Source organism: Streptomyces tendae (assembly GCF_014650435.1).
In the GTDB taxonomy this organism is placed as follows: Bacteria; Actinomycetota; Actinomycetes; order Streptomycetales; family Streptomycetaceae; genus Streptomyces; species Streptomyces tendae.
This window is the reverse complement of the sequence record NZ_BMUY01000018.1, coordinates 94,154-120,072: the sequence shown is the minus strand read 5'-3', so window position 1 is coordinate 120,072 and position 25,919 is coordinate 94,154. Positions and strand designations below refer to the sequence as shown.

24 protein-coding genes and 1 tRNA gene are annotated in these 25,919 nt (G+C 72.2%); 16 read left to right on the top strand and 9 right to left on the bottom strand.

All coding sequences use genetic code 11. The features are described 5' to 3' along the window. The first annotated feature begins 5 nt into the window (after positions 1-5). The 4 genes from IE258_RS35155 to IE258_RS35140 all read left to right on the top strand — a co-directional run bounded on the left by IE258_RS35155 (position 6) and on the right by IE258_RS35140 (position 4,206). Entirely contained in the window at positions 6-1,478 is a 1,473-nt protein-coding gene (locus IE258_RS35155) for a PhoX family protein (RefSeq protein ID WP_189749901.1), read from the top strand. 45 nt (positions 1,479-1,523) lie between these two features. Beyond that, positions 1,524-1,593, top strand: a tRNA-Met gene (locus IE258_RS35150). 383 nt (positions 1,594-1,976) lie between these two features. Continuing rightward, positions 1,977-3,578, top strand: a complete 1,602-nt coding sequence (locus IE258_RS35145) for a TROVE domain-containing protein (protein ID WP_189749899.1) — start codon at positions 1,977-1,979, stop codon at positions 3,576-3,578. Positions 3,579-3,615: 37 nt separating this feature from the next. Then, complete coding sequence (locus IE258_RS35140) at positions 3,616-4,206, top strand: TetR/AcrR family transcriptional regulator (RefSeq protein ID WP_189749898.1); 591 nt, start codon at positions 3,616-3,618, stop codon at positions 4,204-4,206. A 39-nt stretch (positions 4,207-4,245) separates the two neighbouring features. Here IE258_RS35140 and IE258_RS35135 read toward each other — a convergent pair whose 3' ends face one another. The 8 genes from IE258_RS35135 to IE258_RS35100 form a co-directional block, all read right to left on the bottom strand. Then, positions 4,246-5,445 carry a TerD family protein gene (locus IE258_RS35135; protein WP_189749956.1) on the bottom strand — a complete coding sequence of 400 codons (1,200 nt, stop codon included), beginning with the start codon at positions 5,443-5,445 and terminating at the stop codon, positions 4,246-4,248. Positions 5,446-5,530: 85 nt separating this feature from the next. Beyond that, a complete protein-coding gene (locus IE258_RS35130) occupies positions 5,531-5,752 on the bottom strand; it encodes a hypothetical protein (protein WP_189749896.1) in 222 nt (73 codons plus the stop codon). Between the two features lie 148 nt (positions 5,753-5,900). Next, a complete protein-coding gene (locus tag IE258_RS35125; protein ID WP_189749895.1) occupies positions 5,901-6,890 on the bottom strand; it encodes a zinc-dependent alcohol dehydrogenase family protein in 990 nt (329 codons plus the stop codon). After that, positions 6,887-7,765: a carbohydrate ABC transporter permease gene (locus tag IE258_RS35120; RefSeq protein ID WP_109031984.1), complete on the bottom strand. Its 879-nt coding sequence runs from the start codon at positions 7,763-7,765 to the stop codon at positions 6,887-6,889. The genes IE258_RS35125 and IE258_RS35120 overlap by 4 nt, the downstream gene beginning before the upstream one ends. Next, entirely contained in the window at positions 7,762-8,706 is a 945-nt protein-coding gene (locus IE258_RS35115; protein ID WP_189749893.1) for a carbohydrate ABC transporter permease, read from the bottom strand. Before IE258_RS35115 ends, IE258_RS35120 begins: the two co-directional genes overlap by 4 nt. Continuing rightward, a complete protein-coding gene (locus IE258_RS35110) occupies positions 8,703-10,073 on the bottom strand; it encodes an ABC transporter substrate-binding protein (RefSeq protein WP_189749891.1) in 1,371 nt (456 codons plus the stop codon). The genes IE258_RS35115 and IE258_RS35110 overlap by 4 nt, the downstream gene beginning before the upstream one ends. 95 nt (positions 10,074-10,168) lie before the next feature. Continuing rightward, positions 10,169-10,945, bottom strand: coding sequence for a DeoR/GlpR family DNA-binding transcription regulator (locus IE258_RS35105; protein ID WP_189749890.1), 777 nt, complete (start codon positions 10,943-10,945; stop codon positions 10,169-10,171). A gap of 283 nt (positions 10,946-11,228) precedes the next feature. After that, positions 11,229-12,038, bottom strand: a complete 810-nt coding sequence (locus IE258_RS35100; protein ID WP_189749888.1) for an NAD-dependent epimerase/dehydratase family protein — start codon at positions 12,036-12,038, stop codon at positions 11,229-11,231. Positions 12,039-12,294: 256 nt separating this feature from the next. On the opposite strand from IE258_RS35100, the gene IE258_RS35095 reads away from it, so the two are divergent. From IE258_RS35095 to IE258_RS35085, 3 genes are all read left to right on the top strand, one after another. Next, the gene (locus IE258_RS35095) at positions 12,295-13,245 is read left to right on the top strand and encodes a 5-dehydro-4-deoxyglucarate dehydratase (RefSeq protein WP_189749887.1); all 951 of its coding nucleotides are present in this window, start codon (positions 12,295-12,297) and stop codon (positions 13,243-13,245) included. After that, positions 13,242-14,414 carry a hypothetical protein gene (locus IE258_RS35090; RefSeq protein WP_189749885.1) on the top strand — a complete coding sequence of 391 codons (1,173 nt, stop codon included), beginning with the start codon at positions 13,242-13,244 and terminating at the stop codon, positions 14,412-14,414. The genes IE258_RS35095 and IE258_RS35090 overlap by 4 nt, the downstream gene beginning before the upstream one ends. A 79-nt stretch (positions 14,415-14,493) precedes the next feature. After that, positions 14,494-14,886 carry a VOC family protein gene (locus IE258_RS35085; RefSeq protein ID WP_189749884.1) on the top strand — a complete coding sequence of 131 codons (393 nt, stop codon included), beginning with the start codon at positions 14,494-14,496 and terminating at the stop codon, positions 14,884-14,886. Here IE258_RS35085 and IE258_RS35080 read toward each other — a convergent pair. Beyond that, positions 14,875-16,122 (bottom strand): MFS transporter, encoded by a 1,248-nt coding sequence (locus IE258_RS35080; RefSeq protein WP_189749882.1) that lies wholly within the window; start codon positions 16,120-16,122, stop codon positions 14,875-14,877. The genes IE258_RS35085 and IE258_RS35080 overlap by 12 nt on opposite strands. A 139-nt stretch (positions 16,123-16,261) precedes the next feature. Between IE258_RS35080 and IE258_RS35075 the strand changes: the two genes are divergently transcribed. The 9 genes from IE258_RS35075 (at position 16,262) to IE258_RS35035 (ending at position 25,865) form a co-directional block, all read left to right on the top strand. Continuing rightward, positions 16,262-16,867: a TIGR03086 family metal-binding protein gene (locus IE258_RS35075; protein ID WP_189749881.1), complete on the top strand. Its 606-nt coding sequence runs from the start codon at positions 16,262-16,264 to the stop codon at positions 16,865-16,867. A gap of 211 nt (positions 16,868-17,078) precedes the next feature. Then, positions 17,079-17,747 (top strand): GntR family transcriptional regulator, encoded by a 669-nt coding sequence (locus IE258_RS35070; protein ID WP_159326512.1) that lies wholly within the window; start codon positions 17,079-17,081, stop codon positions 17,745-17,747. Beyond that, complete coding sequence (locus tag IE258_RS35065; protein WP_189749879.1) at positions 17,744-18,652, top strand: dihydrodipicolinate synthase family protein; 909 nt, start codon at positions 17,744-17,746, stop codon at positions 18,650-18,652. Before IE258_RS35070 ends, IE258_RS35065 begins: the two co-directional genes overlap by 4 nt. After that, complete coding sequence (gene araD / locus IE258_RS35060; RefSeq protein WP_189749877.1) at positions 18,649-20,379, top strand: L-arabinonate dehydratase; 1,731 nt, start codon at positions 18,649-18,651, stop codon at positions 20,377-20,379. Before IE258_RS35065 ends, araD begins: the two co-directional genes overlap by 4 nt. 102 nt (positions 20,380-20,481) lie before the next feature. Beyond that, positions 20,482-21,417 (top strand): carbohydrate ABC transporter permease, encoded by a 936-nt coding sequence (locus IE258_RS35055; RefSeq protein WP_159326509.1) that lies wholly within the window; start codon positions 20,482-20,484, stop codon positions 21,415-21,417. Beyond that, a complete protein-coding gene (locus IE258_RS35050; RefSeq protein WP_159326508.1) occupies positions 21,414-22,310 on the top strand; it encodes a carbohydrate ABC transporter permease in 897 nt (298 codons plus the stop codon). Before IE258_RS35055 ends, IE258_RS35050 begins: the two co-directional genes overlap by 4 nt. Beyond that, positions 22,307-23,464: a Gfo/Idh/MocA family protein gene (locus tag IE258_RS35045; RefSeq protein WP_189749875.1), complete on the top strand. Its 1,158-nt coding sequence runs from the start codon at positions 22,307-22,309 to the stop codon at positions 23,462-23,464. Before IE258_RS35050 ends, IE258_RS35045 begins: the two co-directional genes overlap by 4 nt. After that, complete coding sequence (locus tag IE258_RS35040) at positions 23,461-24,306, top strand: DUF6807 domain-containing protein (protein ID WP_189749874.1); 846 nt, start codon at positions 23,461-23,463, stop codon at positions 24,304-24,306. The genes IE258_RS35045 and IE258_RS35040 overlap by 4 nt, the downstream gene beginning before the upstream one ends. Further along, positions 24,303-25,865: a glycoside hydrolase family 43 protein gene (locus tag IE258_RS35035; RefSeq protein ID WP_189749872.1), complete on the top strand. Its 1,563-nt coding sequence runs from the start codon at positions 24,303-24,305 to the stop codon at positions 25,863-25,865. Before IE258_RS35040 ends, IE258_RS35035 begins: the two co-directional genes overlap by 4 nt. Positions 25,866-25,919 lie beyond the last annotated feature (54 nt).

Here is a 25,919-nt window from a genome sequence, read left to right as displayed (position 1 = left end):
ACACCATGTCGCTCACCCGCAGGGACTTTGCCGGCCGATCCGCGCTCACCGGCGCCGGGGTCGTGCTGGCGGGCAGCGTCGGCGCCCTCGCCACCGCCCCCAACGCCCTCGCGTCCACGGACACCGACAGCGTGGGGGAGGAGCACGGCCGCGGGCACGACGGCCACGGCCACGGGCACGGCGGAGTCGGCTACGGGCCGCTGCTCCCCGACCCGGACGGCATCCTCGCCCTGCCCGCCGGTTTCCGGTACGAGATCATCACCTACTCCGGCCGGACCAAGCTGGAGTCCGGCGAGTACACCCCGTCCAACCACGACGGCACCGCCACCTTCGACGGCCCGCGCGGCACCACCCTCCTCGTCAACAACCACGAACTCGGCGGCCACCGCGACGACTGGCCGCACCCCGTCCCGCTCACCGAGGGCCTCGTCTACGACCCGGCCGCCGCCGGCGGCTGCACCGTCGTCGAGGTCCGCCGCGGCGGCCACGTCGCCGAGTGGGTCGGCATCGCCGGCACCGCCACGAACTGCGCGGGCGGCAGCACCCCGTGGGGCACCTGGCTGACCTGCGAGGAGACCGAGGACAAGGCCGGCGAGGAGGGGATGACCAAGGACCACGGCTACGTCTTCGAGGTCGACCCCGAGGACCGCCGCGCCAACCGCGACCCCAAGCCGATCAAGGCGCTCGGCCGCTACGCCCACGAGGCCGTCGTCATCGACCCCAAGCGCGGCCACGCCTACCTCACCGAGGACGCCTCGGGACCCAACGGCCTCCTGTACCGCTGGACCCCGCCGGAGCACTTCCGGCACGGCCGCGGCCGGCTGCGCGCCCTCGCCGACGACGCCGGGGTCCTCCAGGCGTTCAAGTGCTTCGACTCCGGCGGCAAGTTCGTCGACGACCTCTCCCGCGCCACGAAGACCGGCACCGTCTACGGCGTCGACTGGGTCGACGTCCCCGACCGCGACGCGAAGACCACCTCCGTGCGCAAGCAGTTCGCCGCCGGCGAGGTCACCCGCGCGCGCAAGCTGGAGGGCATGTGGTGGGCCGACGGCGGCGCCTACATCGTCTCCTCCTACGCCCGTGACGAGAGCCCCGGCCGGCCGCACGACGGCCAGGTCTGGTTCTACGACCCCAAGCGCCGCACCCTCACCCTGAAGGTCCTGCTCGGCGTCAACGCCGACCCGTCCGCCGACGGCGCCTTCGACGGCCCCGACAACATCACCGTCTCCCCGTACGGCGGCCTGGTCATCGCCGAGGACGGCGACGGCGTCCAGCACCTGTTCGGCGCCACCGACAGCGGCCGCACCTACCCCATCGCCCGCAACGAACTGAACCTCGGCACCGAGGACGACCCCGAGTACAGCGAGTTCACCGGCGTCACCTTCTCGCCCGACGGCCGGACCCTCTACGCCAACATCCAGACGCCGGGCATCATGCTGGCCATCACGGGGCCGTGGAAGCGCCAGAAGCGCCGGTAATTAATTCGCTCGCCCGAACGGCGGCCGCCCTTTTAGAGTGATGAACGTCCAGGTGCGAAGGCAGGACCTACTTCCACTCATAATGGGGCGGCCACGGGTTCGAGTCCCGTCACCGGCACAACGCGCCGGTGTAGCTCAGGGGTTAGAGCACCTTGTCGGTTCCGCCGACCTGAACTCTGGACACCCACAACTTCATGCACCTCCCGGTGCGCGGGCTGCGGCTACTTCTTCTCTCAAAAGAATCCCATGCCGCCGCCCACTTGATCTCGGGAGGCCCAGCAGTCGAAGGGTGCCCGGTGCGCAGGCAGCGGATACTTCCTTTGATCGGACGGTTGCGGGTTCGAATCCCGTCATCGACTTCGGGTCGGTGTAGCTCAATTCGGCAGAGCATCCGCACAGTGCCGTCGCCGATTCCGACCTCGGGCACCCTTCCGCTGCCGTGTCTCCCTCCGAAAAAGTTCGAGATCTCGAGCTTTCGAGAATTCGGGGGAATTCACCATGGCGCGTTTCAACACCAGGAAAGCGAAGGCGCAGCCCACCTCGCGCGTGACCTCTACGGGCCGCGTGCTGCGCACCTGCGAGGGCGGCCGGGGCACCGAGCGCGACGCGCGCTCCGAGCTCTACCTGCTGGCGGTGGCCAACTTCGTGTCCCAGCGGGCCTTCTACGAGTCCGGCGCCGCCCGCGACGACCGCTTCGCCACGCTGGTGCGCGAACTCGCGGTCGCCGACCCGTCCTGGACGGCCGGCCTGCTCGGCTGGCTGCGCGGCGAGGGCAACCTGCGCACCGCCTCGATCGTCGGCGCCGCCGAGTACGTCAAGGCCCGCCTCGACTCCGGCGTCACCGATGGACCGGCGAACCGGCAGGTCGTCGCCTCCGTGCTGCGGCGCCCCGACGAGCCCGGTGAGCTGCTCGCGTACTGGACCGCGACGTACGGCCGCGCCGTGCCGAAGCCGGTCAAGCGGGGGATCGCCGACGCCGTGCGGCGGCTCTACCACGGCAAGTCGCTGCTGAAGCACGACACCGCGTCCAAGGGGTACCGCTTCGGCGACATCCTCAACCTGGTGCACGCGGCGCCCGACCCCGACAAGCCCTGGCAGGGCGAGCTGTTCCAGTACGCCCTCGACCGCCGACACAACCCGGACACCGCGGTGCCGCCTGCCTCGAACCTGGTTCTGACCGCGCACCGCGAGCTGATGGCGCTGCCCGTCCCCGAGCGGCGAGCGGTGGTCACGGCGCCCGACGGTGCCGAGCGGCTCGCGGCGGCGGGCATCACGTGGGAGATGCTGGCCGGCTGGCTCCAGGGGCCGATGGACAAGGCCGCCTGGGAAGCGGTGATCCCGTCCATGGGAGCGATGGCGCTCGTCCGCAACCTGCGGAACTTCGACGAGGCCGGTGTCTCGGACGAGGTCGCCGCCCGGGTCGCGGCGCGGATCAGCGACCCGGCCGAGGTGGCGCGCTCGCGGCAGTTCCCCTTCCGCTACCTCGCCGCGTACCGGCACGCGCCGTCGCTGCGCTGGTCGTACCCGCTGGAGCAGGCGCTCGGCCACTCGCTGGCCAACGTGCCCGCGCTGGGCGGCCGGACGCTGGTCCTCGTGGACCGGTCGGGCTCGATGTTCTACTCGCGGATGTCGGACCGCTCCGAGCTGACCCGGGCCGACGCGGCCGCGGTCTTCGGCACGGCGCTGGCGCTGCGGGCGGCCGACGCGGACCTGGTCGAGTTCGGTTCGTCGAGCAACCGCGTGACGTACCGCGAGGGCGAGTCGGTGCTGAAGGTCCTGGAGCGCTTCGGCGACCTCGGCGGCACCGACACCACCGAGGCGGTGCGGCGCCACTACAGGAAGCACGACCGGGTGCTGATCGTCACCGACGAGCAGTACGCGTACAGCAGGCACGGCGACCCGACCGAGCAGGTCCCGGCGCACGTGCCCGTCTACACCTGGAACCTCGCCGGGTACCGGGCGGGCCACGGTCCGTCGGGCCGGGCGAACCGGCACACCTTCGGCGGGCTCTCCGACGCCGCGTTCCGGATGGTTCCGCTGCTCGAGGCCGGCCGGGACGCCGACTGGCCCTGGGACGCCCCGGACGAGCACGCGCGGTAGGGTGCCCGGAAGGTTGCCCGCTGTGCAGGGAGGGGCTGTGGCGCAGGTCAGGCCCATGCGGGCGGATGCCCGGCGTAACCGTGAGCGGCTGCTGGCGGTGGCGGCGGAGGCGTTCGCCGAGCACGGGGAGGGTGCCTCCCTGGACGACATCGCCCGGCGTGCCGGGGTCGGTGTCGGTACTCTCTACCGGCACTTCCCGACGCGGCAGGCGCTGCTGGAGGCCGCCTACCTGGAGCGCCTGGAGGCGATCGCGGCGCGCGCCGGCGTGATCGCGGCCGCCCGGCCGCCGGGGGCGGCGCTCATGGCGTGGCTCGACGAGCTGGCCGTCGGGATGCTCCAGGTGCGCGGCCTCAAGGCGCTGCTCGGTACGGCCGTCACCGGCGGTGGACCCGCGTGCGGCGACTGTGTGCGCGGCGCGGCGACCCGGCTGGTGCGGGCCGCGCAGGAAGCCGGTGCGCTGCGGGCGGACGTGGCGCCGGTCGAGGTGCTGCGGCTGCTGCACGGCGTGGTGACGGCGGCCGAGGCGGCCGACGAGGTGGACGGGACGGCCGTACGGCGGTACCTGTCGCTGCTCATGGAAGGGCTGGGGCAGGGACTGGGACCGGGGCAGGGGCCGGGGCAGGTCTAGGGGCGCCCGCGGCCGGGCGCCCCCAGGTGTCCCGGTCGCCTACAGCGCCTGTGCGGCCGGCTTCACCATGCCGCGGACCGTGCGGGACTTGACGAAGTCACCCATGGCGGTCATCTCCCACTCGCCGGAGTACTGGCGGATCAGCTTCGCCATCATCACGCCGGTCTGCGGCTCGGCGCTGGTGAGGTCGAAGCGGACCAGCTCCTCGCCGCTCGCGGCGTCGATGAGGCGGCAGTATGCCTTGGCGACCTCGGTGAACTTCTGGCCCGAGAACGAGTTCACCGTGAAGACCAGGCCGCTGACCTCCTGCGGGAGTCGGCCCAGGTCCACGACGATCACCTCGTCGTCGCCGCCGCCCTCGCCGGTCAGGTTGTCGCCGGAGTGCTTGATCGCGCCGTTCACGATCGAGAGCTTGCCGAAGTAGCAGCTGTCGATGTGGTTGCGCTGCGGGCCGTAGGCGATGACGGACGCGTCCAGGTCGATGTCCTTGCCGCGGTAGGCCGGCTCCCAGCCGAGGCCCATCTTGACCTGGGACAGCACCGGTCGGCCGCCCTTGACCAGGGAGACGGTCTGGTTCTTCTGGAGGCTGACCCGGCCCTTGTCGAGGTTGATCTTGCCGGTGCCCGGGGCGGGGGCCGGCGGTGCGGCGGGCGGGGCGGGCGGAGCGGCGGGCATCGTGGGCGCGGCCGCGGGAGGCGGCGGGGGCGTGACCGCCTGGGGCTGCGGCGGGGCCGCCGGGGCCGCCGGTTCCTCCACCGTGACGCCGAAGTCGGTGGCGATGCCGGCCAGCCCGTTGGAGTAGCCCTGGCCGACCGCGCGGGCCTTCCAGGCGCCGTTGCGCAGGTAGACCTCGACGATCACGAGGGCGGTCTCGGTGCCGAGCTGCGGGGGCGTGAAGCTGGCGAGCACGGAGTTGTCGTCCGCGTTGCGGATGGTGGCGGTCGGTTCGATGCCCTGGAAGGTCTGGCCGGCGGCGTCCGGGCTGGCGGTGACGACGATCTTCTCGATGCCCGGCGGGACGGCGGCGGTGTCCACCACGATCGCGTCCGGGGCGGTGCCGCCGCCGGAGCGGTAGGTCACGCCCTGGCCGGTGGGCTGGTTGTAGAAGATGAAGTCGTCGTCGGAGCGCACCTTGCCGTCGGCGGTGAGCAGCAGGCCCGATACGTCGAGCCGCACGGGAGCGGCGACGTCCACCGTCACGCGGGCGGCGGAGAGGGGGATGTTCGAGCCGGGGGTCATAGCTGTCATGCCGGGTGAACGAGCGAGGGCGTTTTACCGTTCCCTTACCCGGCGGCCAATCGGGTCACGGTCGCATCTCGCCTGGTCAGCGGCGGTTTCGGGGGTGGTTGCGGGCCGTGCGTTCGTTGCCGTGCTTGTAGTTGCCGGTCCAGCGGGCCATGACCAGCTGGGGGTCGCCGGAGGTGACCTCTTCGAGGAAGCGGGCGGCTCGGGAGCCGTTGAGGGTGGTGGCGGGGTGGTTGTGGTGGGTGATGTGGACGGTGCCGGATGCGGTGGCCGTGTAGGCGAAGCCGTTCGGTTTGGGCATGGCGGGATGGTAGGAGGCGGCGGCGGGGGCGGCCCAGTGGATTTCGCCCCCGCCGCCCCTTCCCGTTCCCGTCCCTGGGGGCTGCCGCCCCCAGACCCCCGCTTTCGGCCTGGACGGCCTCGTCCTCAAGCGCCGGACGGGCTAGAACTCACGGCACGACCACGATCTTGCGGCCCACTCCCGCCGCGAACTGCTCCAGGGCCTGCGGGTAGCGGGACAGTTCGATGCGGTCGCTGATGAAGACGTCCGGGTCCAGGACACCGTTCGCGAACAGCTCCGCCGCGCGTTCGTAGCTGTGGAGGACGGCCATCGAGCCGGTGATGGTGATCTCCTGGTTGTAGATGCGGTACGGGTCGATCTGGACGCGGGTCGCGTAGTCGGCGACGCCGAACTGGAGGAAGGTGCCGGCCTTGGCGACGCGGTCCAGGCCGTCCTGGATCGCCGCCGCGTTGCCCGTGGCGTCGATGACCAGGTCCCAGCCCTGGGGGCGGTCCAGCTCGTCCGGGGTCGCGGCCGAGGCCGAGACGCCGAGGCCGCGGGCCGTTTCCAGGCGGGCCGGGTTGAGGTCGACCATGTCGACGCTGGCCGCGCCGGTGCGCTTGGCCAGCTCCAGCATCATCAGGCCCATCGTGCCGGAGCCGTAGATCAGGACGTGGGCGCCGAGGCGGGACTGGAGGACGTCGTAGCCGCGCACGGCGCAGGAGAGCGGTTCGATCAGGGCCGCGTCCTGGGTGCGGACGTGCTCCGGGAGTTTCACGCAGTTCGCGACCGGCGCCACCGCGTACTGGGCCGCGCCGCCCGCCGTCGTCACGCCGATGGCCGCCCAGCGTTCGCAGAGGTTGTTGTGGCCGGTGCGGCAGTAGCGGCACTCGTAGCAGTAGAGGGAGGGGTCGACCGCGACCTGGTCGCCGACCGCCACCTCCGTGACCTGGGCGCCGACGCCGACCACGGAGCCCGCGAACTCGTGGCCCGGCACGATCGGGAGCTTGGGCGCGAACTCGCCCTGGAGGATGTGCAGGTCGGTGCCGCACAGGCCGCAGGCGGCGACCTCGACGACGACCTCGCGCGGCCCTGGCGTCGGGTCGGGGACCTCGGTGACGACGGCGCGGCCCACGGACTCGATGACGGCGGCCTTCATTTCACGGCTCCCAACGACAGGCCCTGGACCAGTTTGTCCTGGGCGGCGAACCCCGCGGCGAGCACCGGCAGGGAGATGACGAGCGACGCGGCGCACACCTTGGCCAGGAAGAGGCCCTGGCTGGTGATGAAGCCGGTCAGGAAGACGGGGGCGGTCTCGGCGACCACGCCCGTCAGGACCCGGGCGAAGAGCAACTCGTTCCAGCTGAAGATGAAGCAGATCAGGGACGTCGCGGCGATGCCCGGCAGGGCGATGGGGGCCACCACGCGGACCAGGATGGTGGGCAGTTTCGCGCCGTCCACCCGGGCCGCCTCGATGATCGCGACCGGGACCTCGGCCAGGAAGGACTGCATCATCCAGACCGCGATCGGCAGGTTCATCGACGTGTAGAGGATGACCAGCAGCCAGATGTTGTCCAGCATGTCGGTGTTCTTGGCGAACAGGTAGATCGGCAGCAGGCCCGCCACCACCGGCAGCATCTTGGTGGACAGGAAGAAGAACAGGACGTCCGTCCACTTCTTCACCGGGCGGATGGACAGGGCGTAGGCGGCGGGCAGGGCCAGGACCAGGACGAAGAGGGTCGAGGCGATCGACGCCACCGCCGAGTTGATCAGTGCGGGCCAGGGGCTGGCGCCGCCGCCCGCGCCGAAGAACTCGCGGTAGCCGTCCAGCGTCAGGGAGGCCGCGAAGGAGGGCGGGTTGGTGGCCGCGTCCGACTCCGAGTGGAAGGAGGTCAGCGCCATCCACGCGATGGGCAGGAAGAAGACGATGCCCACCAGCCAGGCCACCAGGCCCAGGCCGGCCCCGGCCCTGCGGCGGGTGCGTACGGGCGGCTTGGCGTCGGTGACGACGGGGCGTACGGCGGTGGCGCTCATGCGCGGCCGACCTCCTCGCGGAACAGGGACGACACCACGCGCAGCGCGAAGGTGGCGATGATGATCGAGCCGATGACGACCAGGACGCCCGCGGCCGAGGCGAGGCCGTTCTCGTGGGCCTGGTAGAAGCTCTGGTAGACGGTGTAGGGCAGGTTGGCCGTGCCCAGGCCGCCGGACGTGATCGTGAAGACGGCGTCGAAGTTCTGGACGATGTAGATCGAGCCGAGCAGGGCGCCGAGTTCGAGGTAGCGGCGCAGGTGGGGCAGAGTGAGGTGGACGAAGATCTGCCAGTCGCCCGCGCCGTCCACCCGGGCGGCCTCGATCTGCTGCTGGTCCCGGCTCTGCAGTCCGGCCAGCAGGATGAGCATCATGAACGGCGTCCACTGCCACACCAGCGATGCCTCGACCGCGAGCAGCGGGGTGTTCGAGATCCAGTCCGGCTGGGGTCCGCCGACGTAGTGCAGCAGGCCGTTGAGCAGGCCGTACTCGGGGTTGTAGAGGACGTGCTTCCACAGCAGGGCGGCCGCCACCGGGACCACCAGGAACGGGGCGATCAGGAGGGTGCGGACCACGCCGCGGCCCTTGAACCTCCGGTCGAGGAGCAGGGCGAGGGCCAGGCCGAGGACCAGGCTGACCAGGACGACCGCCACGGTGAGCAGGATCGTCGTCCACACCGACTTGCGCAGGGCCGGGTCGCTGAGGACGTCGCCGTAGTTGGCGAAGCCGGCGAAGCTGCGGGCGTCCGGGTAGAGGGCGTTCCAGTCGAAGAAGGAGATCACCAGGGTCGCCACGAAGGGCAGCTGGGTGACCACGATCATGAAGATCAGGGCGGGCAGGAGCGGGGCGCGGGTGGCCCAGGCGCGCAGCCGGTTGGACGGCGGGCGGACGGTGGGGCGGGTGTTCTCGGGTGCGGCCGAGGGGGCCGTGGTCGTGGCGGTCATCGTCCCTCGTACTCCTCGGAGATCTGCTCGGCGAGCTGCTGGGACTTCTTCAGGGCCTCCTCGACGGACTGGCGTCCGGCGATGGCCGCGCTGATCTCCTGCGAGACCTTGGTACCGAGGTCGGTGAACTCGGGGATGCCGACGAACTGGATGCCGGGCGCGGGCCGCGGCTGCACGCCGGGGTCCTTGGGCTTGGCGCCCTCGATGGCCTTCCTGGTCATCTCCTGGAAGGCGGCGGCCTCCTTGACGTAGGCCGGGTTCTCGTACGTCGAGGCGCGCTTGCCGGCCGGGACGTTGGACCAGCCGATCTCGTCGCCGACCAGCTGCTCGTACTCCTTGCTGGACGCCCAGGAGACGAACTTCCAGGCCTTGTCGGCGTTGCGCGAGGCCTTCTGGATGCCCCAAGCCCAGGTGTAGAGCCAGCCGGAGGAGTCCGTCTTCTCCACCGGGGCGGGCGCGTAGCCGACCTTGCCCTTGACGGGGGACTTGGCGGCGTCCAGGGAGCCGGCCGCGGAGGTGGCGTCGTACCACATGGCGACCTTGCCCTGCGTCATGTTGTTCAGGCACTCGGCGAAGCCGGACTGGGCGGCGCCGGACTCGCCGTGCTCGCGGACCAGGTCGACATAGAACTTCGTCGCCTTCTCCCACTCGGGGGAGTCGAGCCGGGCCTGCCAGTCCTGGTCGAACCAGGTGCCGCCGAAGGTGTTCACGACCGTCGTCAGCGGTGCCATCAGCTCGCCCCAGCCGGGCAGTCCGCGCAGGCAGATGCCCTTCATGCCCGGCTCGGACCCGTCGAGCTTCTCGGCGAACTCGGCCACCTGGGTCCAGGTGGGGTGCTCGGGCATGGTCAGGCCCGCCTTGGCGAACAGGTCCTTGCGGTACATCAGGAAGGAGGACTCGCCGTAGAAGGGCTGGCCGTAGAGCTTGCCGTCCTCGGCGGTGAGGGACTCGCGCATCGGGCCGAGGATGTCCTGCTCGTCGTAGGCGGGGTCCTTGGCGACGTAGGAGTCCATCTCGTGCAGCCAGTCGTTGCGGGCGTAGATCGGTATCTCGTAGTTGGAGAGGGTGGCGGCGTCGTACTGGCCGGCCTGGTTGGCGAAGTCCTGGCTGATCTTGTCGCGGACGTCGTTCTCCGGCAGGACGGTGAAGTTCACCTTGATGCCGGTCTCTTTGGTGAAGTGGTCGGCGGTGAGCTTCTGCAGCTCGACCATCTGCGGGTTGTTGACCATGAGGACGTTGATGGCGTTGCCGCCGGATCCGGCGCCGCCCGCCCCGACCCAGCAGCCGGTGAGCAGCGGGGCGAGCAGCGTCCCTGCGGCGGCCATGGCGAGTGTGGCTCGCGGCCTCCGTCGGCTCTGGGTTCGCATGGATCGCTCCTGAACGTATGGGGAGGTATAGGGAGGTAAGGGACAGTGGAAGGTGTGGGTGTGCTGTGCGGGGACCGGGGTGAGGTGAGGGGTTTTCAGACGCGGATGACCTGGGGACCGAGCAGTGCGTAGCGGTGGGCCTCGGCCGAGGGCAGCAGCGTGCTGGTGACGATGGCCTCCAGGGCGCCGACCTCGGCGAACCGGCAGAAGCTCACCGCCCCGAACTTGGTGTGCGCGCCGGCGAACACCGTGCGGCGGGCGGCCCGGATGGCCTGCGCCTTGACCTCGCTGACCGCGGGGTCGGGGGTGGTGAGACCGTGCTCGCGGGAGATGCCGTTGGCGCCGATGTACGCCAGGTCGATGACGAAGCCGGCCAGCATCTTCGTGGTCCAGTGGTCGACGGTGGCCAGGGTGCCCGAGCGGACCCGGCCGCCGAGCAGCAGGACGGAGGTGTCGCCGGCCTCGGCCAGCGCGCCCGCCACCGGCAGGGAGGCGGTGACCACGGTCAGCGGCCGGTCCCGGGGGAGTGCCTCGGCGATGAGCTGCGGGGTGAAGCCCTCGTCGACGAAGACCGTCTCGGCGTCACCGAGCAGTTCGACGGCGGCGGAGGCGATCCGGCGCTTCTCGGGCACGTGGCTGGTGGCGCGGAAGGCGAGCGTGGTCTCGAACCCGGCGCTCTCCACCGGGTAGGCGCCGCCGTGGGTGCGGCGGACCAGGCCGTGGTCCTCCAGGGCGCGCAGGTCCCGTCGTACGGTCTCCTTGGCGACGCCCAGTTCGGCGGCGAGCGCGGTGACGTCGACCGAGCCGGTGGCGCGGGCGACCCGCACGATCTCGTGCCGGCGTTCTTCCGTCGTCCTTGTACCCGTGCTCATGCCGAACACCTGCCCTCACCGCCTCGTCGCCGTGTGGTTGCCCGTTCGGGCCCGTGTGGCCCTTGGGGGAAGTTCTACAGCGGTCGTGCGGCACTGACCAGGTCTGTTGCGGACCCGATACTGCCCGGGTGTGCCCGTTTGCGGTGTCGGGTGCCCGTCTCGGACCTGGGGCGCAGCGCGGGGCGGGGTGGGAACGGGCAGCGCGGATGCCCGCATGAGGAAGCGGACGGGCCCGTTCGGTGCCCGTCCGCTTCTCCGCGGGTGCTGTGGGGTCGTCTTCCGGTCAGTACGGCCAGATCGGGGGGTCGGTCACGAAGTGGCCCCCGAGACGCGCGTGTGCCGGGTCGCCCGGGTCGAGTTCACCCTGCTCGGCGACGAGCTTGGCGGCGTACGGCTCGGAGTCGTCCTGCGGTTCGTAACCCAGCGCCCGCGCGGAGGTGAGGTCCCACCACAGGCGGGTGTTGGCGGAGGAGCCGTGGACGACGGTGTGCCCGACGTCCTCGGCGGTGAGCGCGGCGTGGAAGAGGCGGGCGCCGTCCGCGGGGCTCATCCAGACCGAGAGCATGCGCACGCTGGTCGGCTCGGGGAAGCAGGAGCCGATACGGACGGAGACGGTCTCGATGCCGTGCCTGTCCCAGTAGAGCTGTGCGAGGTCCTCGCCGAAGCACTTGGACAGGCCGTAGAAGGTGTCCGGGCGGCGCGGCGTCTCGACGGGGATGAGGGGGTCGTCTCCCTGGGGGCGCGGGGTGTAGCCGACGGCGTGGTTGGAGGAGGCGAAGACGATGCGGCGGACGCCCTCCTCGCGGGCGGCCTCGTACAGGTTGTACGTGCCCTCGATGTTCGCCGCGAGGATCTTGTCGAAAGAGGCTTCCAGGGAGATGCCCGCGAGGTGGATGATCGCGTCGACGCCCCGGACCGCCTCGCGCAGGGCGTCCCGGTCGGCGAGGTCGGCGACGATCGCGTCCGGCTCGCCCTCGATCGGACGCAGGTCGAGCAGGCGCAGCCGGTAGCCGTGGCCGGGGAGCAGTTCCCGCATCAGGGTGCCGAGGCCGCCGGCGGCGCCGGTGAGCAGGACGGTGCGGGGAGCGGGCATCCTCGGGACTCCTAGGTCTCCTGAAGCGGCGGCACCCGTACGCCGGGCGGTGGACCGTGGCCGGTTGTACGAGTGCGTGCCTCGTGTTCATATGCGTGGACACGCTAAGGAACCGGTGGTCACGCGTCAAGAGGGTGCCTGCTTGACGGTGTTCGCCGGGCGGCTTAGCGTGGTGGCGTTCAGAAATATAGACGCAGATCATAAGTGTGACGACGACGGTCGTGATGCGACCACGCACACGGAATGGGGAGCGCCCGTGACCTCAGCCCCTCTCGCCGCCCGGCTCACCGTGCCCAGCGGACCGCTGTTCTTCCCCGTCACGGCGTACGGTCCCGACGGCGGACTCGACCTCGACGTCTACCGCGCCCATGTGCGCCGCGGGGTCGAGGCCGGTGCCGCCGCCGTGTTCGCCTGCTGCGGCACCGGCGAGTTCCACGCCCTCACCCCCGAGGAGTTCGCGGCCTGCGTCCGCGCGGCCGTCGAGGAGAGCGCGGGCCGGGTGCCCGTCCTCGCGGGCGCGGGCTACGGCACCGCCCTGGCCGTGCGCTACGCCCGCCTCGCCGAGGAGGCCGGGGCCGACGGGTTGCTCGCCATGCCGCCCTACCTGGTGGTCGCCGGTCAGGAGGGACTGGTGCGGCACTACCGGGAGGTGGCCGCCGCGACCGCGCTGCCCGTGATCGTCTACCAGCGCGACAACGCCGTGTTCACCCCGTCGAGCGTCGTCGAACTGGCTCGCACGGACGGCATCGTCGGCCTCAAGGACGGGCTCGGCGACCTCGACCTCATGCAGCGGACCGTCAGCGCGGTGCGCACGGAGCTGCCCGGCGAGGAGTTCCTGTACTTCAACGGGCTCCCGACCGCCGAACAGACCCAGCTCGCCTACGGCGCGCTCGGCGTCACCCTCTACTCGTCCGCCGTGTTCTGCTTCGCCCCCGAGATCGCCCTCGCCTTCCACCGGGCGCTGCGCGAGGGCGACGACACCACCGTTCACCGCCTGCTGGACGGCTTCTACCGGCCGTTCGTCGAACTGCGCGCCCAGGGCCGTGGATACGCCGTCGCCCTGGTCAAGGCGGGCGTACGGCTGCGCGGCCTGGACGTGGGGGAGGTACGCACGCCGTTGCAGGAGCCGGCCGAGGACCACGTGAAGCAGCTCGCGCAGATCATCGAGCGGGGCCAGGCGCTGCTCGCGGAAGGAGTCGGCCGGTGAAGGCGTCCGCGTTCGTCTATCCCTGGGACGTCAACGGCGACCCGCAAGCCCCGGCGCGCATCGCGGACCTCGGCGTGGCGCAGGTGACCCTCGCCGCCGCCTACCACTCCACCCGCGCCCTCACCCCCCGCCATCCGCGCCACCGCGTCGTCACCGCCGAGCACGCCGCCGTCCTCTACCCGCCGGACAGCGCCCGCTGGCAGGGCCGCACACTCCGCCCGTACGAGTCCGGCGACTGGGCCCCCGGCGACGCGTACGGCGAGGCCGCCGCCGCCCTCGCGGACGCGGGCCTCGACGTGCACACCTGGGTCGTCCTCGCCCACAACTCCCGCCTGGGCGCGGAGCACCCGCACACCTCCGTCCTCAACGCCTACGGCGACCGCTACCCCTGGGCGCCGTGCATCGCGCAGCCCGCCACGCGCGCGTACCTCACCGACCTGGCCGCCGAGGCGGCGGTGCGGCCCGGCGCGCGCGGCACGGAACTGGAGTCCCTCGGCTGGTACGGCCTCGCCCACCTGCACGCCCACGACAAGACCGGCGGGGTGCCCCTCGGCGACGCCGGGCAGTACCTCATGTCGCTGTGCTTCTGCCCCGACTGCCGCGCGGGCTACGGCACCCGGGGCCTCGACGCCGACGAACTGGCCGCCGGCGTACGCACCGCGCTGGAGCCGGTGTGGCGGGGGACGGAGCCGGCGGACGGGGGCTGGGCGGGCGTCGAGAAGCTCCTCGGCGAGGCGACGGCGAACGCCACGCGCGCGTGGCGGGACGACCGGGCCCGCACCCTCCAGGAGGCGGCGGTCGCGGCGGTCCGCGCCGCCGCACCCGACGGCTTCCGGATCCTGTTGCACGCCGACCCGGCCTCCTTCCACTGCGGCGCCAACGCGGGCGTCGACCCCGCGCACGTCCTGTCCGTCGCGGACGGCGTGATCGTGCCCTGCACGGGCGGGGCCGGCCTGCTGACGCCGTTCGCCGAACAGGCCGTCGACGGGGCCGTCCTCGCCGCCAACCTCACGGTGGTCACCGGCATGGGCGGCAGCCCCCGCACCCTCGCCGCGGACGCCGTCCGAGCGCGGGACCTGGGCGCGACGGAACTGCGGCTGTACCACGCGGGGTTGGCGTCGGACGGGGATCTGGAGGCGGTGCGGGCGGGGCTCGGGGCGGCCGCGTAAGGTGTGGACGAGGGCGTCCTGGCCGGTCCTCACCGACCGACCCCGCGGGCCCTCGTCGCGCTCTGCGAAGGGGATGCCCATGGAACTCGCGCAGGTCCGCCTGCTGGTCACGGACTTCGCCGGCTGCTACCGCTACTACCGGGACGTGCTGGGGCTGAAGCCGCAGTTCGAGGCGGAGGACGGCCCGTACGCGAAGTTCACCCCCGACGGCGGCACCGCGGGCATCGCCTTGCAGGACCGCGCGCAGCTGGCCCAGGTGCTGGGCGAACTCGCCGCCGAGCCGGCCGGCCACCGGTCGCTCGTCGTCCTGCGGGTCGACGACCTGGACCGCTACTGCGAGGAGGTCACCGCGCGGGGAGCCGGGCTCCTGCGTGCTCCGGCCCCCATGACGGACCGCATGCGGGTCGCCCACCTCGTGGATCCGGAGGGAAACATCGTCGAACTCCAGGAGTGGCTGGCCCTACGCGGGTGACGGCGTGCGCCGGTCGGTCGGCCTCCGTACGGGCGCCAGTGCCGCCGCCGTCCCCAGCAGCACCGCGCCCACGGCCGGCAGCAGCAGCCACAGGTCGACCGTCTCCACCAGGGCCGCGCCCGCGGCCAGGCCGAGTACGTTCGGGGCGAAGACCAGGGAGTTGGCCGTCGCCGAGACCCGCCCCAGCAGCGGCCCCGGCGTCTCGCGCTGCACGGCGGTCGACGCGGCGATCAGAACCGTCGGCAGGCCCATGCCGACCGCCGCGCCGGCCGCCCACACGACCGCGTCGGACGGGACCGCCCGCAGCGCCAACGCCACCGCGAACAGCGCGATCCCGGCCGCCCCGAACCGGCGTGGGCCCAGGCGGCGCAGGGCGGGGCCGGACAGGATCCCGACCGCCACCGAACCGGCACCCTGGACGGCGTACAGGACACCGGCGTAGGCGGGGGAGCGGCCCAGGTTGTCGACGACGGCGTACAGCGTGGCGCCGCCGACGCCCGCGCACAGCATCGTCACCCCGCCCGCGAGGACCAGCGGGCGCAGCCCCGGGTGCCCCCAGAGGTACCGGGCGCCCTCCGCCGTCCGGCGCCGCCAGTTCACCGTCGGTGGCTCCGGGGGCGCCTCCCGCACCCGCAGGGCCGCGTACAGCCCCGTGGCCAGCACGAACGTCGCCGCGTCCAGGGCCGCCACGCTCGGGCCGCCGTACGCCGCGTAGAGCCCCGCACCGGCGAGGGGCGCGACCAGCTTCATGCCCTCGCCCGCGGTCATGCGCAGTCCGTTGAAGTCGCCGAGCAGGCCGGGATCGACGGCGGCGGCCACGAGCGCCGACTCGGCCGCGTCCTGGACGACACCGGCCACGCCGTACAGGAACAGCACCGCGAACAGCAGCCACAGGGCGCCCCGCGAGTCGAGGGCCAAGAGGGTGAGCAGGAGGCAGGCCGGCAGCAGGTTCGCGGCGATCAGCAGCGGTTTGCGGCGGACCCGGTCGGCGACCGTGCCGAGCGCGGGTCCGGCCAGGGTCGGCGCCCAGAGCGCGAGCAGACACAGCGCCGCCAGGCCGTCCGAGCCGGTGAGGTCCTTCACCCACACGCCCGCCGCCAGGCCGAGCGCCGAGCTGCCGAAACCGGACACCACCACCCCGGCGAGATACAGGCCGGCGTTGCGGTCGCGCAGGACCCGGGCCAGGGGCCAGGTGCCGCGTCCCGTCTTCCCCGTGTCCGTCGTTCTTGTCGTCATGCCTGGTCATCGTGGGGCTAAGGCGCCGCCCCCGGCATCGGGCAGGTGCCCTAGGAAGCGAGCTCGCAGGCCGATGAGTTTCGCTGTCGTGATCGGTCTACCTCCCGACAGAGCGAGCACACGTTCCCGGGAGCCACCGATGACCCAAGAGCCCACCACCGCCACCCTCGACCTCGGACCGCAGACGCGGATCCTCGCCCGTCTCGCCGACGGTGTGCGCGACGACCGGCTCGCGGACCCGACGCCCTGCCCCGACCTCGCGGTGCGCAACCTGCTCGGGCACCTGACCGGTCTCGCCGTGGCCTTCCGCGACGCCGCGCGCAAGGACCTGGGGCCCACCACCGACACCAGCCCCGAGGCGTCCGTGCCGGACGTCGGACCCGGCTGGCGCGAGGAGCTGGCGAAGGTCCTCGGAGAACTCGCCGACGCCTGGCGCGAGCCTGACGCCTGGACCGGTATGACCCGGGCCGGCGGCATCGACCTGCCCGGCGCCGTCGCCGGTGCCGTCGTCGCCGACGAACTGGTCATCCACGGCTGGGACCTGGCCCGCGCGACCGGCCAGGAGTACGTCCCCGACCCGGCCGCGCTGCAGGCGGCGTACGGGCTGCTCGCCGCCGCCGCGGAGGAGTCCGACCGGGACGCGGGCATGTTCGGCACCGTCGTCCCCGTCCCTGCCGACGCGCCCCTGCTGGAGCGCGCGGTGGGCCTGAGCGGGCGGGACCCGGGCTGGACCCGCACCGCCTGAGCAAGGCGGCACCGAACGACTTCCTCCGAACGACTTCCTCCGAACAACTTCCTTTGTCAGAAGCATTGACGTCGCCGCGCGCCCCTCTTACCTTCAACGCGTCGTACTCCGTACGTCATATATGAGACGCGATACGCGAGATCTGATGCCCGGGATCTGTCCGTGCACGAGATCTGTCCGCGTATCCGACGCGAGATTCCGAGAGGCGCGCATGACCTCTGTGCCCACGCCGATCCCCTCCCGCACGCAGTACGTGCTGGAGGAGATCAAACGCCGCATCCTCACCGGCCGGCTGACGCCCGGCCAGGCCCTGGTCGAGACCGACCTCGCCGCACAGTTCGGGGTGTCCAAGACACCGGTGCGCGAGGCGCTCAAGACGCTGGCCGGGACCGGACTGGTCGTGATGAGCCAGTACAAGGGCGTCACCGTGCGCATGGTGGACGCGGACATGGCGCGCGAGGTCTACGACGTCCGCCTGCTCCTGGAGCCCGAGGCGCTCAAGCGCGCCGTGCGCCGCGGTGCCTCCCTGGACGCCGCCCGGGACGCGCTCACCCAGGCCGACCGGGCCACCGACACCGCCGAACGGTCGCTGGCCAACCGGGAGTTCCACCGCGCCCTGTACGTGCCGTGCGGCAACCCGCTGCTCGGCCGGATGCTCGACGAGGTCCGCGACCAGGCGGCCCTCGTCTCCGCGGTCGCCTGGGCCGCCGACCCCTCCTGGGAACGGGAGGCCGGCGAGCACCAGGAGATCCTGCGCCTCGCCCTCGCCGGTGACGCGGACGGCGCGGCCCGCGCCCTCCACGCGCACATCGCGTCCTTCGTCGAGCGGGCCTTCCCCGAAGCGGGGACCGCGGCCCAGGAAGAGGACGGTCAGGCATGACAGCGACGTTCGAGACCCAGCGGGCGGCCCTGGCCGACGTGGTGGCGATCCCGGTGACCCCGTTCGCCGAGGACGGCACCGTCGACCCCGCCACCTACCGGGCCCTGCTGCGTCGTCTCCTCGACGGTGGCATCACGACCCTCACCCCCAACGGCAACACCGGGGAGTTCTACGCCCTCGACCCGGCCGAGCGCCGCCTCGTCACCGAGCTGACGATCGAGGAGGCCGGCGAGCGCGCGGACATCCTGGTCGGTGTCGGCCACGACCTGCCGACCGCGGTCGCCTCCGCCCGGCACGCCCGCGAGCTGGGCGCCTCCATGGTGATGGTCCACCAGCCCGTCCACCCCTACGTCTCCCAGGGCGGCTGGGTCGACTACCACCGTGCCATCGCGGAGGCCGTGCCCGAGCTGGGTGTCGTGCCCTACATCCGCAACGCCCAGCTCACCGGCGCCCGCCTCGCCGACCTCGCCGACACCTGCCCCAACGTCATCGGTGTGAAGTACGCCGTCCCGGACGCCTCCAAGTTCGCCGCCTTCGCCCGCGACGCCGGCCTCGACCGGTTCGTCTGGGTCGCCGGGCTCGCCGAGCCGTACGCCCCCTCGTACTTCAGCGCGGGCGCCACCGGCTTCACCTCGGGCCTGGTGAACGTCGCCCCGGCCGTCTCGATGAACATGATCGAAGCGCTTCGATCGGGTGACTACCCGGCCGCCATGAAGGTCTGGGAGCAGATCCGCCGCTTCGAGGAACTGCGCGCCGCCAACGGCTCCGCCAACAACGTCACCGTGGTCAAGGAGGCCCTCGCCTCGCTGGGCCTGTGCCGCCGGGAGGTCCGCCCGCCGAGCAAGCCGCTGCCCGAGAGCGAACGCGCCGAGGTCGCCGCCATCGCCGCGGGGTGGTCCATATGACCCCCAGGAAGCCCCCGGAAGAGCTGCGCAGCCACCAGTGGTACGGCACGGACGGACTGCGCTCCTTCAGCCACCGAGCACGCACCCGCCAGCTCGGCTACCTGCCCGAGGAGCACCTCGGCAAGCCCGTCATCGCCATCCTCAACACCTGGTCCGACATCAACCCCTGCCACGTCCACCTGCGCGACCGCGCCCAGGCCGTCAAGCGGGGAGTCTGGCAGGCGGGCGGCTTCCCCCTCGAATTCCCGGTCTCCACGCTCAGCGAGACCTTCCAGAAGCCGACCCCGATGCTCTACCGCAACCTCCTCGCCATGGAGACCGAGGAACTGCTGCGCTCCTACCCGGTCGACGGCGCCGTGCTGATGGGCGGCTGCGACAAGTCCACACCCGCCCTGCTCATGGGCGCCGCCACGGTGGACCTGCCCGCGGTGTTCGTCCCCGCCGGGCCCATGCTCCCCGGGCACTGGCGCGGCGAGACCCTCGGTTCCGGCACCGACATGTGGAAGTACTGGGACGACAAGCGGGCCGGCCTCATCGGTGACTGCGAGATGCAGGAACTGGAGAGCGGTCTGGCCCGCTCGCCCGGCCACTGCATGACGATGGGCACCGCGTCCACGCTGACCGCCGCAGCCGAGGCCCTCGGCGTCACGATCCCGGGCGCCTCCAGCATCCCGGCCGTCGACTCCGGGCACGACCGGATGGCCGCCGCCGCCGGACTGCGCATCGTCGAACTCGTCCACCGGGACCGCAGGCTGAGCGACATCCTCACCGCCGACGCCTTCGAGGACGCCGTCACCACCGTGCTCGGGCTCGGCGGCTCCACCAACGCCGTGATCCACCTGATCGCCATGGCGGGCCGCGCGGGCGTCACCCTCACCCTCGACGACTTCGACCGCATCGCCCGCACCGTCCCGGTACTGGCCAACGTCCGGCCCGGCGGACAGACGTACCTGATGGAGGACTTCCACTTCGCCGGCGGACTGCCCGGCTTCCTCTCCCGCATCACCGACCTGCTCCACCTGGACCGGCCCACCGTCTCCCACGACACCCTGCGGGAGCAGCTGGACGGCGCCCTCGTCCACCACGACGACGTCATCAGGACCCGCGACAACCCGGTCGCGAGCGAGGGCGGGGTCGCCGTGCTGCGCGGCAACCTCTGCCCGGACGGCGCCGTCATCAAGCACATCGCCGCCGAGCCGCACCTGCTGAAGCACACCGGTCCCGCCGTCGTCTTCGACGACTACCGGACCATGCAGCGCACCATCAACGACCCGGAGCTCGGCATCACCGCCGACAGCGTGCTGGTGCTCCGCAACGCCGGACCCAAGGGCGGCCCCGGCATGCCCGAGTACGGGATGCTGCCCATCCCCGACCACCTGCTCAAGCAGGGCGTGCGGGACATGGTCCGGATCTCCGACGCCCGGATGAGCGGCACCAGTTACGGCGCGTGCGTGCTGCACGTGGCCCCCGAGTCGTACGTCGGCGGACCGCTCGCCCTGGTGCGCACCGGCGACTCCATCACCCTCGACGTCGAGGCCCGCTCGCTCCGGCTCAACGTGGACGACGAGGAGCTGGAGCGTCGCAGGGCCGCCTGGACACCACCGCCCGCCCGCTACGAGCGCGGTTACGGCGCGCTCTACAACGAACAGATCACCCAGGCCGACACCGGCTGCGACTTCGAGTTCCTGGCCCGCCCGGGCAAGGTGCGGGACCCGTACGCCGGCTGAACCCCGCACGGCACGAACCGCCTCCGCACACCCCTGCCTGCCGAGAAAGCGCTTCCTGTACGACACCCGCACGACGTAGACGTAACTGAACGGAGAACTGTCATGGCCCAAGCCGCAGCCGTGGCGAAACCGCCCGCGCCACCCCGGCGGCGCCGTGCCTCGGCCACGCCGCGCAGGCTCCCGTACCTGCTGATCGGACCGGCCGCCCTGCTGATGCTGGGCTTCATCGCCTACCCGGTCATCAGCGTCTTCTACTACAGCCTGCAGGAGTACAACCCCACCAAGCCGTGGCGGAACGGCTTCGCGGGCTTCGACAACTTCGTCAAGATCTTCACCGAGGACCCGGTGTTCTGGGACACCCTCGTCTTCAGTGCCAAGTGGGTCTTCGTCGAGGTCGGACTGCAGCTGCTCTTCGGCCTGGCACTGGCGCTCATCGTCAACCAGACCTTCGTGGGCCGGGGCATCGGGCGGGCCATGGTCTTCTCGCCGTGGGCCGTCTCCGGCGTCCTGACCTCCGCGATCTGGGTGCTGCTCTACAACTCCCAGACCGGCGTCACCCGCTACCTCGCGGACATGGGCATCGGCTCGTACGGCACCAGCTGGCTCTCCGACACCTCGACCGTGTTCTCCGCGGCGGTGGTCGCCGACCTCTGGCGCGGCGTGCCCTTCTTCGCGATCCTCATCCTCGCCGACCTCCAGTCCGTCTCCAAGGACCTGTACGAGGCCGCCGAGGTCGACGGCGCCAGCCGCATCAAGCAGTTCTGGCACATCACGCTGCCGCACCTGAAGGACGCCATCATCCTGTCCACGCTGCTGCGCGCGGTGTGGGAGTTCAACAACGTCGACCTGCTCTACACCCTGACCGGCGGCGGACCCGCCGGCGAGACCACGACGTTGCCCCTGTACATCGCCAACACCAGCGTCGACGCCCACGACTTCGGCTACGCGTCGGCCCTCACCACGGTCGCGTTCGTGATCCTGCTCTTCTGCTCGATCGTCTACCTGCGGCTGAGCAAGTTCGGAGGCGAGAACAAGTGATCACCAAGGAGGCCGTCGCGGCCGCCCCCGCCCCCGCCCCGGCCGCCCCCGCGCCGACGCGGCCCGGCAAGAAGCGCCCGGCCTGGGACGAGGTGCCCCGCTGGCAGATCTACCTGCCGCTCGGGATCTACCTGGTCTTCACGCTGATCCCGTTCTACTGGATCCTGCTCTTCGCGGTGCGTCCGGCCGGCTCGACCTCGCTCGTGCCCTGGCCGATGACCACCGAGCACTTCGAGAAGGTGTGGACCGACCGCGGCTTCGGCACCTACTTCACCAACAGCGTGTACGTCGGGCTCGCGACCCTGGTGATGACCACGCTCGTCGCGCTGGCCGGCGGCTACGCCCTCGCCCGGTTCGACTTCAAGATCAAGCGGGTCTTCATGCTCGCCCTGCTCTGCTCCCAGTTCGTGCCCGGCGCGCTGCTCCTGGTGCCGCTGTTCGAGATCTTCGCCGGGCTCCAGATGATCAACTCGCTGGGCAGCGTCATCATCGCCGAGACGGTCTTCCAGCTGCCGCTGTCGATCATCCTGATCAGCAACTTCATCAAGAACGTGCCGTACTCCCTGGAGGAGGCCGCCTGGGTCGACGGCTGCGGCCGGTTCCGGGCCTTCCGGATCGTCGTACTGCCGCTGCTGCGGCCGGGCCTGATCGCGGTGGGTTCCTTCGCCTTCGTGCACTCCTGGAACCACTTCCTGTTCGCCCTGATGTTCCTCAACAACCAGCACAAGCAGACCATCCCGGTCGGCCTCAACTCCCTGATGAGCGCGGACAGCGTCGACCTCGGCGCGCTCGCCGCCGGCGGCATCGTCGCCGCAGTCCCCGTCGTCATCGTCTTCGCCTTCATCCAGAAGTGGCTGATCACCGGCTTCAGCGCGGGGGCGGTGAAGGGATGACCCCGGTCCCCGTCGTCCTCGCCGGCGCCCGCGGCCACGGCCGCTGGCACGTCGCCAACATCCGCCGCCTGGAGCGGGCGGGACTGGTCCGGCTGGCCGGCATCTGCGAGCTGACCCCGCTGACCGAACAGGAGGCCGGGGGAGAACTCCCCGAGCAGTCCGCCGACTTCGGCGCCCTGCTCGACACCACCGGCGCCCGGATCGCCGTGATCTGCACGCCGATCCCCACCCACACCGACCTCGCCCTGACCGCCGCCCGGCGGGGTGTGCACCTGCTCCTCGAAAAGCCCCCGGCGCCGTCGTACGCCGAGTTCCGGCGGATGGCCGACGGGGTCGCTCAGGCCGGGGTCGCCTGCCAGATCGGGTTCCAGTCACTGGGCTCGCGCGCGGTCCCCGCCATCCGGGAACTGGTGGCCGAGGGCGCGATCGGCGAGGTCGTGGGCGTCGGCGGGGCCGGGGCATGGGTGCGCGACGAGGCATACTTCCGCCGGGCACCCTGGTCGGGCAAGCGGCGGCTGAACGGCGCCGACGTGATCGACGGCGCGCTGACCAACCCGCTGGCGCACGCCGTCGCCACCGCCCTCGCGGTCGGCGGCACCGCCCGCGCCGAGGACGTCACCGGCATCGAGACCGAGCTGAGCCACGCCAACGACATCGAGGCCGACGACACCTCCTGCGTGCGGATCGGCACCGCCCGAGGGCACCGCGTCACCGTCGCCGCGACCCTGTGCGCGGAGCGGGCCGACGAGCCGTACGTCCTGGTGCACGGCTCCAGCGGCCGCGTCACCTTCTGGTACAAGCAGGACCGCGTCCTGCTCCAGCGCGGCGGCCACGGCCCCGAGGAGTTCCACCACGACCGCACCGACCTGCTGGAGAACCTGGTCGCCCACCTCACCACCGGCGTCCCCCTGCTGGTACCCCCGGACGAGACCGGCGCCTTCATGCGGGTCGTCGAGGCGATCCGCCGGGCCCCCGACCCGGAGCCGCTGCCCGCCGCCGCCTGGCACCGGGTCCCCGGCGAGGAACGCCGCGTGGTCCCGGGCATCGACGGCCTCGTGGCCGCCGCGGCCGACACCCTCTCCCTCTACTCCGAACTGGGCGCGCCCTGGGCGCCGCGCACCGAGCACCCGCGTTACGAGGTGAGCACCCGATGACCGGCAACGACTCCCCGGTGCTGCGCGTGGCGGGCCGCCCCGTCGCCCGCTACGTCACCCGGCCCGAGCTGCCCCACCGGCTCTCGCCGCGCCCCTACCTGCACCCCGTCACCACCCTGGCCGGCACGGCCGTCACCGAGTTCAGCCCTGCCGACCACCTCCATCACCTCGGCGTCGGTGTCGCCGTTCCCGACGTCGAGGGGCACAACTTCTGGGGCGGGCGCACCTACGTCCGGGGACGGGGGCCGACCGAGCTGGACAACCACGGCACCCAGCGGCACACCGCCTTCCAACTCCGCGACCCCGACGGGTTCGTCGAGGAACTGCGCTGGGTCGCCGCCGGCACCGAGCTGCTGCGCGAGCGCCGCACGGTCGCGGCCACCGAACTCACCGCCACCGCCTGGGCGCTGGACTTCACCTTCTCCCTCACCAACGTCACCCCGGACCCGCTCGGCCTCGGCAGCCCCGCCACCAACGGGCGCCCCGGCGCGGCCTACGGCGGCTTCTTCTGGCGCGCCCGCAAGGAGAGCGCGGCGCCCAGCGTCTTCACCGCCGACCGGGAGGGCGAGCGGGAGGTGCACGGCCGCAGCGCCGACTGGCTCGCCCTGACCGGGGAGACCTGGTCGCTGGTGTTCGCCGGCGCCACCGCACGCACCAGGCGCGACCCGTGGTTCGTGCGCACCGAGGAGTACCCGGGGGTCGGTTCCTCGCTGGCCCACGACGACCGGGTGACCGTCGCCCCGCGCGACACCCTGGTCCGCCGGATCGTCACCGTCGTCGCCGACGGCCGCCTCGACACCGACGGCGCCGCCGCCCTCGTCCGCAAGGCGGTGAGCCCGTGACCGCCGCCGAGACCGCCCCCGGGACCCCGGGGACGTACACCAACCCCGTCCTCAACGCCGACTGGTCCGACCCGGACGTCGTCCGCGTCGGCGACGACTTCTACCTCACCGCCTCCAGCTTCGGCCGCGTCCCCGGCCTGCCCCTGCTGCACTCCCGGAACCTGGTCGACTGGACCCTGGTCGGGCACGCCCTGGAGCGCCTGGAGCCCGAGCGGGAGTTCGCGAGGCCCCGCCACGACTGCGGCGTCTGGGCACCGTCCCTGCGCCACCACGCGGGCCGCTTCTGGATCTTCTGGGGCGACCCGGACCACGGCGTCTTCCAGGTCAACGCCCCCGACATCCGGGGCCCGTGGACCGTGCCCCACCTGGTCAAGGCGGGCAAGGGCCTGATCGACCCCTGCCCCCTGTGGGACGAGGAGACCGGCGAGGCGTACCTCGTGCACGCCTGGGCCCGCTCCCGCTCCGGCATCAAGAACCGCCTCACCGGCCACCGCATGCGCCCCGACGGCACCGGACTCCTCGACGACGGCACGGTGATCGTCGACGCCGACCGGCTCCCCGGCTGGTTCACCCTGGAGGGCCCCAAGCTCTACCGGCACGACGGCTGGTACTGGATCCTCGCCCCCGCCGGCTCGGTGGAGACCGGCTGGCAGGGCGCCTTCCGCTCCCGCGAGTTCTTCGGACCGTACGAGGAGAAGGTCGTCCTGGAGCAGAAGGACACCGACGTCAACGGCCCCCACCAGGGCGGCTGGGTGCGCACTGAGTCAGGCGAGGACTGGTTCCTGCACTTCCAGCAGCGCGGCGCGTACGGCAGGGTCGTCCACCTCCAGCCGATGACGTGGTCGCCGGACGGCTGGCCGGTCCTCGGGGACGACGGCGCCCCGGTCGCCGAGCACCCGCGTCCCGCGCTGCCCCCGCAGCCGCCCGCCGCACCCGCGACCGACGACGACTTCCCCGGCGGACGGTTCGGCCGCCAGTGGTCGTGGACGGCCAACCCCCGGGCCGGCTGGGCCACCCAGCACGCCGGGGACGGGCTGCGCCTCGCCTGCGTCCGCTCGGCCGACGCGCACGACCTGCGCCTGCTGCCGAGCGTCCTCACCCAGCGCTTCCCCGGCGAGCCCTCGGTGATCGAGGTCGAGCTGCGCCTGGACAGCGAGGAACCCGGGGCGCGGGCCGGGCTCGCGGTGCTCGGCGACGCCTACCGCTGGATCGGGCTCCAGCGGGACACCGACGGGACCGTGCACCTGGTGCACCGGTTCGCCGAGTCGGTGGCCGAGGCCGAGCGCGACGCCGACCGGCCCCGCCCCGCGCCCGGGGGACGGGCCCGGCTGCGGATCGAGACGGTGCCGGGGGCGCGCTGCCGCTTCTCCTACGACCTCGGCGACGGCGACCCGGGCGACGGTTCGTCGGCCATCCCCGTCGGCCAGGAGTTCGCCGCCACCCCCTGGCGCTGGGTCGGCGCACTGATCGGGCTGTTCGCCCTCGCCCCCGTCGGCAGGGGACAGGCCGGTACCGCGACCTTCACGCGGTTGCGCGTCGGGCCCCACCGAACCCACTGAACCCCCACGTTGTCGTTCCACCGCTCTGTTGGACCCGGAAGACCCGGAACACCC

Coding starts and splice junctions, on each gene's coding strand:
- IE258_RS35110 (WP_189749891.1), bottom strand. CDS start 10,073: ATGCGAACCCAGAGCCGACGGAGGCCGCGAGCCACACTCGCCATGGCC.
- IE258_RS35120 (WP_109031984.1), bottom strand. CDS start 7,765: ATGAGCGCCACCGCCGTACGCCCCGTCGTCACCGACGCCAAGCCGCCC.
- IE258_RS35125 (WP_189749895.1), bottom strand. CDS start 6,890: ATGAAGGCCGCCGTCATCGAGTCCGTGGGCCGCGCCGTCGTCACCGAG.
- IE258_RS35070 (WP_159326512.1), top strand. CDS start 17,079: ATGACCTCTGTGCCCACGCCGATCCCCTCCCGCACGCAGTACGTGCTG.
- IE258_RS35105 (WP_189749890.1), bottom strand. CDS start 10,945: ATGAGCACGGGTACAAGGACGACGGAAGAACGCCGGCACGAGATCGTG.
- IE258_RS35085 (WP_189749884.1), top strand. CDS start 14,494: ATGGAACTCGCGCAGGTCCGCCTGCTGGTCACGGACTTCGCCGGCTGC.
- IE258_RS35155 (WP_189749901.1), top strand. CDS start 6: ATGTCGCTCACCCGCAGGGACTTTGCCGGCCGATCCGCGCTCACCGGC.
- IE258_RS35045 (WP_189749875.1), top strand. CDS start 22,307: ATGACCCCGGTCCCCGTCGTCCTCGCCGGCGCCCGCGGCCACGGCCGC.
- IE258_RS35145 (WP_189749899.1), top strand. CDS start 1,977: ATGGCGCGTTTCAACACCAGGAAAGCGAAGGCGCAGCCCACCTCGCGC.
- IE258_RS35055 (WP_159326509.1), top strand. CDS start 20,482: ATGGCCCAAGCCGCAGCCGTGGCGAAACCGCCCGCGCCACCCCGGCGG.
- IE258_RS35130 (WP_189749896.1), bottom strand. CDS start 5,752: ATGCCCAAACCGAACGGCTTCGCCTACACGGCCACCGCATCCGGCACC.
- IE258_RS35100 (WP_189749888.1), bottom strand. CDS start 12,038: ATGCCCGCTCCCCGCACCGTCCTGCTCACCGGCGCCGCCGGCGGCCTC.
- IE258_RS35065 (WP_189749879.1), top strand. CDS start 17,744: ATGACAGCGACGTTCGAGACCCAGCGGGCGGCCCTGGCCGACGTGGTG.
- IE258_RS35075 (WP_189749881.1), top strand. CDS start 16,262: ATGACCCAAGAGCCCACCACCGCCACCCTCGACCTCGGACCGCAGACG.
- araD (WP_189749877.1), top strand. CDS start 18,649: ATGACCCCCAGGAAGCCCCCGGAAGAGCTGCGCAGCCACCAGTGGTAC.
- IE258_RS35080 (WP_189749882.1), bottom strand. CDS start 16,122: ATGACGACAAGAACGACGGACACGGGGAAGACGGGACGCGGCACCTGG.
- IE258_RS35040 (WP_189749874.1), top strand. CDS start 23,461: ATGACCGGCAACGACTCCCCGGTGCTGCGCGTGGCGGGCCGCCCCGTC.
- IE258_RS35115 (WP_189749893.1), bottom strand. CDS start 8,706: ATGACCGCCACGACCACGGCCCCCTCGGCCGCACCCGAGAACACCCGC.
- IE258_RS35135 (WP_189749956.1), bottom strand. CDS start 5,445: ATGACCCCCGGCTCGAACATCCCCCTCTCCGCCGCCCGCGTGACGGTG.